General features: G+C 61.8%; 7 protein-coding genes. 2 read left to right on the top strand and 5 right to left on the bottom strand.

What is annotated here, in order from left to right; genetic code table 11:
• Positions 1 to 653: 653 nt before the first annotated feature.
• Both IAE77_RS07465 and IAE77_RS07460 read right to left on the bottom strand, forming a co-directional pair.
• Positions 654 to 1,973 (bottom strand): DUF1552 domain-containing protein, encoded by a 1,320-nt coding sequence (locus IAE77_RS07465; RefSeq protein ID WP_294224105.1) that lies wholly within the window; start codon positions 1,971 to 1,973, stop codon positions 654 to 656.
• 138 nt (positions 1,974 to 2,111) lie between these two features.
• The gene (locus IAE77_RS07460; RefSeq protein ID WP_294224103.1) at positions 2,112 to 3,458 is read right to left on the bottom strand and encodes a Gfo/Idh/MocA family oxidoreductase; all 1,347 of its coding nucleotides are present in this window, start codon (positions 3,456 to 3,458) and stop codon (positions 2,112 to 2,114) included.
• A gap of 73 nt (positions 3,459 to 3,531) precedes the next feature.
• On the opposite strand from IAE77_RS07460, the gene IAE77_RS07455 reads away from it, so the two are divergent.
• On the top strand, positions 3,532 to 4,161 hold the full coding sequence (locus IAE77_RS07455) for a cyclase family protein (protein ID WP_294224101.1): 630 nt from the start codon (positions 3,532 to 3,534) through the stop codon (positions 4,159 to 4,161).
• Here IAE77_RS07455 and IAE77_RS07450 read toward each other — a convergent pair.
• From IAE77_RS07450 to IAE77_RS07440, 3 genes are read right to left on the bottom strand one after another with little or no spacing between them, the layout of a single operon-like run.
• Positions 4,158 to 4,784: a L,D-transpeptidase gene (locus tag IAE77_RS07450; RefSeq protein ID WP_294224099.1), complete on the bottom strand. Its 627-nt coding sequence runs from the start codon at positions 4,782 to 4,784 to the stop codon at positions 4,158 to 4,160. The two genes, IAE77_RS07455 and IAE77_RS07450, sit on opposite strands and share 4 nt — an antisense overlap.
• An 11-nt stretch (positions 4,785 to 4,795) precedes the next feature.
• The gene (locus IAE77_RS07445; RefSeq protein ID WP_294224097.1) at positions 4,796 to 5,590 is read right to left on the bottom strand and encodes a rhomboid family intramembrane serine protease; all 795 of its coding nucleotides are present in this window, start codon (positions 5,588 to 5,590) and stop codon (positions 4,796 to 4,798) included.
• 11 nt (positions 5,591 to 5,601) lie between these two features.
• Positions 5,602 to 6,900, bottom strand: coding sequence for an ABC transporter permease (locus tag IAE77_RS07440; protein WP_294224095.1), 1,299 nt, complete (start codon positions 6,898 to 6,900; stop codon positions 5,602 to 5,604).
• Positions 6,901 to 6,995: 95 nt separating this feature from the next.
• On the opposite strand from IAE77_RS07440, the gene IAE77_RS07435 reads away from it, so the two are divergent.
• Positions 6,996 to 7,661: a DUF4412 domain-containing protein gene (locus IAE77_RS07435; protein ID WP_294224094.1), complete on the top strand. Its 666-nt coding sequence runs from the start codon at positions 6,996 to 6,998 to the stop codon at positions 7,659 to 7,661.

Here is a 7,661-nt window from a genome sequence, read left to right as displayed (position 1 = left end):
CGGCAGAGTTTGCGGTTTTCGTCTTTGCTGAGCCCGTGGAAGCGGCCGCCTTGGATGGAGCTGCCGCCATCCCTGTCGAGAACGACAGGGAATTGATGGTAGGCGAAAAGGATCGAACCAAAGTTACCGCTCCGCTCGGGGACCATTTGAGGTAACGGCAGTTTGGGCTCGCTGCTTCAATTCATAGATCTGATCGCTTAGCTTGTAAAAGCCACTAGACTCACGGGCAGAACATCCTTTTGAGACGGGAAGTTCGATTTTCTTGGAGCCTTGGCGGTAAGTCAAACTAGGCTCATGGTGCTCTGCTGGCATCTGGGCATCGGTCCAGTCTAGCACCTCAGCACGATCCACATACCGCCAAAACCAGTGAGCATTCTCCGAGGACAACTGGAGCCGGGTTTGGTATTTCAGCAGGTGCGTGCCACGTTGCCATCCGCGATTGGCACGTTCGTAGGACTCGTCCACGAATTCTTTGTCAGTAATCACACATCGCCACGTATTCGAAAAGCTCCCACGACCAACCTCCAGCCACCGGCTTGAGGTGTGATGATCATCAGGTGGAAAAGACTTCAAGCTCTTGCATGAAGACAGCAAGGTCAGGACGAAGATTGCGAACAAAAAATGCCTCACGCGAATGATGCTTGAGAGGAAACTCAAATCGCCAGCGCGTTCTCGGCGTCGCCGAAGTGGGCGGTTTTCACGCCCATGCGGTCCATGAGGGCGATGTGGAGGCGGCAGAGTTTGCGGTTTTCGTCTTTGCTGAGGTCGTGGAAGCGGCCGCCCTGGATGGTGCCACCGCCTCCGCCGGCGAGGACGACGGGGAGCTGCCGCGAATCGTGCGCGTTGCCGTCCATGAGGCTGCTGGTGAGCAGGATCATGCTGTTTTCGAGCAGGGTGCGCTCGCCTTCGTTGGTGGCCTGCATCTTGGCGAGGAACTCGGCCCAGAGTTTGACCTGATGCTCGTTCACACGCTGATACATGCTGAGGCGGTGCTCATCACCGGCGTGGTGCGACAGCTCGTGGATGCCACCGCTGATGCCGTCGAGGCTGGGGAAGCGCATGTTCGAGAGGTCGTTGTTCATCATGAAGGTGGCCACGCGTGTGCGATCCATCTGGAAGGCGAGGAGCATGATGTCGAACATGAGGCGCAGGTGGTCCTCGCTGCTCGCGGGGATGCCGGCGGAGGGTCGGCCGAGCGTGACGGTTTTCACACTGGGCTGCCAGCCCTGGCCGTTGGTCTCGGCTTGGCTGATCTTCTCGGCGAGCTCGACGCGTTGCTCGATCTCGCGCACGGAGGTGAGGTATTCGTCGAGCTTTTGTTTGTCGCGGCTGCTGAGCTTCGGTTTGAGGCTGCTGGCGTCTTCGAGCACGAGGTCGAGGATGCTTTTGTCGCGCTTGCGCTTGCTGCCGTCGTCAAAGAGCTGGTCAAAGGCCTGCTGCGGGAAGATTTCCTTCGGCGCAGGCGTGGTGGGCGTGCTCCAGGAGATGTAGGCGGAGTAAATCGACGTGAAGCCGCTGTCGGTGCTGTAGCTGGGCCGCTCGGTGCCGAGCACGACGCTGGGAACGGGCGTGAATTTGCCGGTGTGCGCGGCGATGAGCTGGTCCATCGTGGTGCCGACCTCGACATCGGTGGTGGTCTTTTTCACCTTGAGGCCGCACAGCACGTTCATCTTCGGATAGTGGCCGCCTTCGCCTTCCACGGTCGTGGGATTCCACAGTCCTTGAAACACGTTCACGTGCTTCTTGAGCCCTTCGAGCGGGCTGAGCGATTTTTTGAAAACCATGCCGCCAGGCGTGGTTTCGGCACCCCAGTGATGCGGGTTCACGCCATTGCCGGTGAAGCACACGGCCAGACGACGCGGCGCGGTGTTGTTTTTGACCGATTCAGCTCCGAAAGCGCAGAACGACTCCAGCCACGGCAGGCCGAGGGCCACGCCGGTGCCACGGAGAAAGTGACGACGGGAAGATTTCATGTTTGGGGGTGCCAAGGACACGCGGCGAGCTCGCGGTTTTTTGCAGGCTTCTCAAGAGAAGCACGCTGAAGGCCAAGAATGGCCGCAGAACAGCCTGCCAGAGCCGCTCAACGCTCAAAAACCAGCGTGGTATGCCACTCAAATGCCGTAGCCAGCTCGATAGGCCTTGTGGATGATCGCGTCGGCTTCGGGCGTGTTGGGCGATTTGAGCGTGTTGCTGTCCCACTCGACGCGTTTGCCGAAGCGGACGGCGAGCAGGCCGACGAGCAAGGATTCGGTGAATGGAGCGGAATACCAGAAGCCGCTCTTCGCGTCCTGCGGGTTGCCGGTTTTGCAGGCTTCGAGGAATTCCTGGCGGTGACCGTTCTTGCAGCGGGGAATCGTCTTCGCGGGCAAAACGAACTGCTGCATTTTGGTCTCGGGCACGATGCGCGGGGTGCCGCTCCAGCCGCCGGCGAGGATGCAGCCTTTGTCACCGACGAAGTAGATGCCGTTGTCGCCGAGATTGCGGGTGACTTCGAGTCCCTCGGGACGTGGCGGAAGCTTGCCGCCGTCATACCAGACCATCTTCACGGCCGGACGGTCGCCTTTGGCGGGGAAATGGTAGGTGATGATGCTCCAGATCGGAAAGGACTGGTTGTTGTTCGGCCCGTTCTCGGCCTCGACCCAGTCGGGCGCGTCGAGATCGAGCGCGTAGAAAGCGGGATCGGCGTTGTGCACGGCCATGTCGCCCAGCGCACCGCAGCCAAAGTCCCACCAGCCACGCCATTTGCGCGGGCAGAAGTCGGGATGATACGGACGCTCCTTCGCGGGGCCGAGCCAGAGGTTCCAGTCGAGGTTCTTTGGCACTGCGGGCGTGTCCGTGGGATAGGCTTTGCCCTGGGAATCCCAAAACTTGCCCGGACGGTCGGACCAGACGTGGACCTCGGTCACTTGGCCGATGGCACCGGCCTGGATCCACTCGCGGGTGAGGCGGATGCCTTCGCTGGCATGGCCTTGATTGCCCATCTGCGTGACGCGGTTGGTTTCTTTGGCGACATCACGCATCGCACGCGCTTCCGCGATGGTGTGGGCGAGCGGCTTTTCCACATAAACGTGACGTCCGGCACGCATGGCCATGATGCTGGCAGGCGCGTGGACGTGATCCGGCGTGGCGACGAGCACGGCGTCGATGTCCTTCTGCTTCTCGATCAATTCACGGTAGTCGCGATAAAGCTTCGCCCCGGGATGCTTTTTGATCGTGCCCGCGGCGTGATCGAGATCCACGTCGCAAAGCGCCACGATGTTCGCGAGGCCGGTCGAGTCGAGGTCGCGAATGTCGCCGCCGCCTTGTCCGCCGATGCCGATGCAGCCGAGGTTCACCTTTTCACTCGGCGGCGTGAATCCCGGACCACCAAGGACGTGCCGAGGCACGATCTGAAATCCGAAGGCCGTCGCGGCGGCCGTTTTGACGAATTGACGACGAGAGGTGGCTGGTGCGCTCATGGTTTGAGCAAACGGGTTGCCTTCATCTGCTCTTGCGCCTTGGTTCGCCCTTCACATACCCCTTCTCTGCCTCATGAAACGTACTTGGAAAGACGTGTCCGTGCCGCTACGCGACGGCATGGTGCACTGGCCCGGCGATCCGGAATGCCACATCAAGCGCGTCAGCCGCATGGAAGACGGCGCTGTGTGCAATCTGACGCACATCTCGATGAGCGCCCACACCGGCACGCACATGGACGCGCCACGGCACTTCATCGCGGATGGCATCACCATGGAGCAGATGCCGTTCGAGGCGGTCATCGGCCGCTGCCGGGTGTTTGAGCTCGACTGCGAGGACCAGATCACCGCCGATGATCTCAAAAAGCTGCGGCTGGCTCCGCGCCAGCGTGTGCTCTTCAAAACACGCAACTCGACGCGAAGCTGGGCGACGAACGAGTTCGACAAGGACTTTGTCTCCATCCGCCAGGATGCCGCGCAATACCTCGTGGAGCAGGAAGTCATGACGGTCGGTGTCGATTACCTCAGCATCGGCGGCTTCAACAAGGATGGCGTCGAAACGCACCAGATCATGCTCGGGGCCGGCATCTGGGTGATCGAAGGCCTGAACCTGGCCGAAATCAGCGACGGTTACTACGAGCTCATCTGCCTGCCGATCAAACTGGAAGGCGCGGACGGCGCCCCGTGCCGCGTGGTGCTGCGTTAGTTCGCAGGAACGGCCTGCGACTCCAGCAGCGAGTGGGCGGCATGGGCCTCGCGGTGGACTCGCACCAGCGTGCCGACTTTGCAAAGCTCCCAGCACTGCTTCTGCGGCGCTTCAGGACAGCGAACGCAGCCGTGGCTGGTGCATTTGCCGCGTTCAAAGCCGCCCACATGCACTCCCACGCCGTCATCGGTCAGGCGCAGCCAGAACGGCATCGCGATGCCAAGGTATCGAGTGCCTTCAGGCTTCGGACCTTCATGTTCCCACGTGCGCATCACCACCACCTCGCCGGTTTCGGGCCGCACATACTGGCCGTAGAGGTTGGAGCGTTTGACCGGCAGTTTCTCTCTCACGGTGAAGTCGCCGACGGGCGTCTCGTGGTTGGGCAAACCGGGAGACACATCCATCTCCACGAGCACGCACGAGTGTTCGTCGAGCAGTTGCGCGGTGTGAGACGCCAGCGAGATGTCCAGCCGCACTTTGCCGGGTTTCGTGGCGGCGCAGCGTTCCGCGTCGATGTGCCAGCGTGGGTGGGCAAAGGCGACTGCGGGCGGCCGTTTCGGCCAGTGCTGGCAGGAAACGAGGGACAGCACCAATGGCAGGCAGACGATGATGCGTGGGAGCATGGCAGACTTTCTCAGCGGCGCTTCATCTGATCGCTCGCCTGATCCAGGATGCGGCGTTCCTCGCTGGTGAGGCTGTGCATGCCGTGGCGGCTGATCTTGTCGAGGATGTTATCGACGGTGGGAGCCTTGCTTTTCGCTGGTTTGGCGGGCTTGGAGACCGCTTTTGGCATGGAGGGCAGTTTGAGCTCTCCTTTCTCAAAACGGATGAAGGCGTAGGCGGTGCCCACATTCGCCGCCAGGAGCAGGAGGGAGACCCAGTCACGGGCGGCGAGGCACTGCAGCGCGTTCATGCCCACAAAAATCGCCGCCATGACCCAGGCGTCGAGCGTGAGGATGATGATGCTGATCTTTGCCCGTGGATAAAGCGTGGCGAAGGCGATGAAGACGCCAAATTCGAGCTGCGTGATGCCTGCGCAGGCCATTCCACGCACACCCAGGAGGTGAAACAGCGTCACGAACAAGGGGGACGACACGAGCAGCAGGAGCAGCAGCCGGACAAAGGCCCGGCGGCCCAGGTGACGCTCCACCGCCTCGCCAAAGCTCCACAGCAGGTAACAGCCGAGGAGAATCCACAGGCTGGGAGGATTCACGAGCAAGTAGGTGACGGGCGTCCACAGGTGCCACTGCTCGAAGGCCAGCGGGACGCTGAAAACCAGGTGCCCCATCAACTGATAGCCAAGGACGGCCGTGACGATCATGCTGGCCGCGCCAACGAGCGCGATGACGGCGGCGAGATAAACAGGATGCTGCTTCCACCACGTCAGCGGCAGATGATCTTTCGATTCAGGAAACCAGGCGTTGAACATGGGGAGAGAGGTTATTTGCGGAGCCGGTCCACCAGCACGGCGGCCAGGATGACCAGGCCGAGGACGATCTTCTGCGAGTTGCTTTCGACGTTGGTCAGATTCATGCCGTTTTCGATCACGGCAATGATGAAAGCGCCGATCAAGGTGTCCGGCATGGTGCCTTTGCCGCCGCTGAGGCTCGTGCCGCCGACTACGACGGCGGCGATGACCTTCAGCTCATACATCTGGCCGTAGGTGGGCGATCCGCTCTTGAGCAGCGATGCCGTGACCACGCCGCCGAGTCCAGCCAGCAGGCCGCACAGGACGTAGGCGATCAAGATGACACGCCCGACCGGCACGCCGGAGATGAACGCCGCCTCCGTGTTGCCACCGACGGCATACACATGGCGGCCGAACTGCGTCTGTGTCATCACGACATGAGCGACCACGTAGAGCAGGATCATGAGCACCACTGCGTTCGGCAGACCGATCAAATCGGCCCCACGACCGAGCCAGACGAACGACTCCGGCACCTGAAAGACGGACTGGTTGTCGGCAAAGCGATACGCGAGGCCGCTGCACACCAGCATCATCGCCAGCGTGACGATGAACGGCGGCATGCGCAGCCGCGTGATGAAGGCACCTGAGATCAAGCCGCACATGCCGCACAAGGCGATGCCGCCCAGGCCTGCGGTGAACATTCCCGCCGCCCCCGCAGCCGTGCCGCCGCAGAAATCACGCACCAGGATGGCGGTGACGACGGCGGAGAGCGCAATGAGGCTGCCGACACTCAGATCGATGCCACCGGTGATGATCACGATCGTCATGCCGATGGCCAGAATGGCGATGACGGCGATCTGGTTGGCGATGTTGAGCAGGTTCCCGGCTTTCAGGAAGACCGGCCAGGACTGCGAGGCCGGCTGGATGATCCGCGTGTCCTTCAGCGTCGGAAAATCCACCGCCAGATCGGCAAACACGAGCCAGGAGGCCGTGACCGGGGTGCAGGCGATGACATCGACCCCGCCTGCGGCCACGGCACGTTCCAATGCGTCGCGTGCATCCTTCGGCTCGCCTTGGACGATCTCGGCTTTCGCCGGCAGCGCGGCGTTCAAGGCATTCGCAAACGCGATGTCCTCCGCCTGCGGACGCACGACGATGAGCACCTTCGCGTCCGGTGCGATCTGAGCGGCCAGTTGCTGCGCTGCGGCGGCGTCTTGCGGGGCCTGCTCCGTCCAGGTGACGATGCTGAAGAAGGCGCACAGCAGCAGCAGAGCCACGAGCATGCCTGAACCGGCGAGATGATGGCGGATGAAGTCAAGGAGTCGGCTCATGCGGCTTGGCGGATCATGGGGAGCGATTCAACGGCATTCAAGCCGCGAGACGTTCCGGATTGACGCCCGGGTCCGTCTTCCGCTAGCCTCTGCCCATGAAAAAGATCACCCGCGCCCTCATTGTCCTCCTGTCCGCCGCCTCCGTGGCTCACGCCGACTGGATCATCGAACAAAAGACCACCACCGAAGGCCAGGAAAAGAAGACGGTGACCAGGATCAAAGGCGAGCAGGCACGCGTCGATGTGGACGGCCAGATGAGCGTCATCGCCGGTCCGGAAGGCATGGTCATGCTCATGCATACTCAGAAAATGCTCATGAAGATGGATCTCGCGACGATGAAGTCCGCCATCGAGATGGCGGCGAAGAACCTGCCCGTGGCCGCCGACCAGCCGGTGGCCAAACCGGTCGCGACCGGGCAGAAGGAGAAGGTCGCGGGCTGGGAGGCTGAGATTTACACGTGGGAAGGCCAGCTCGGCAAAGGACGCTTCTGGGTGGCGAAGGATTTCGCCAAGTATGAGGAGATCAACGCGATGAACGACAAGCTCGGCAAGGCGATGGGAAACGCCCTGGCCGGCCTGTCGCCCCAGGCCTCGGACTTCGGCGGCATGGTGGTGAAGTCAGAGATGACCATGCTGGGAAAGAGCGTGAGCACGCAGCTCGTCTCCGCGAAGGAGCAGGAGGTGGATGCGAAGGAGTTCACCATCCCGGAAGGCTACAACGAGATGAAGATGCCCGCGATTCCAGGCGGAGCGCCGAAGTGA

Source organism: Prosthecobacter sp., from assembly GCF_014879935.1.
In the GTDB taxonomy this organism is placed as follows: domain Bacteria; phylum Verrucomicrobiota; class Verrucomicrobiia; order Verrucomicrobiales; family Verrucomicrobiaceae; genus Prosthecobacter.
This window is presented reverse-complemented; position numbering and strand designations above follow the sequence as displayed.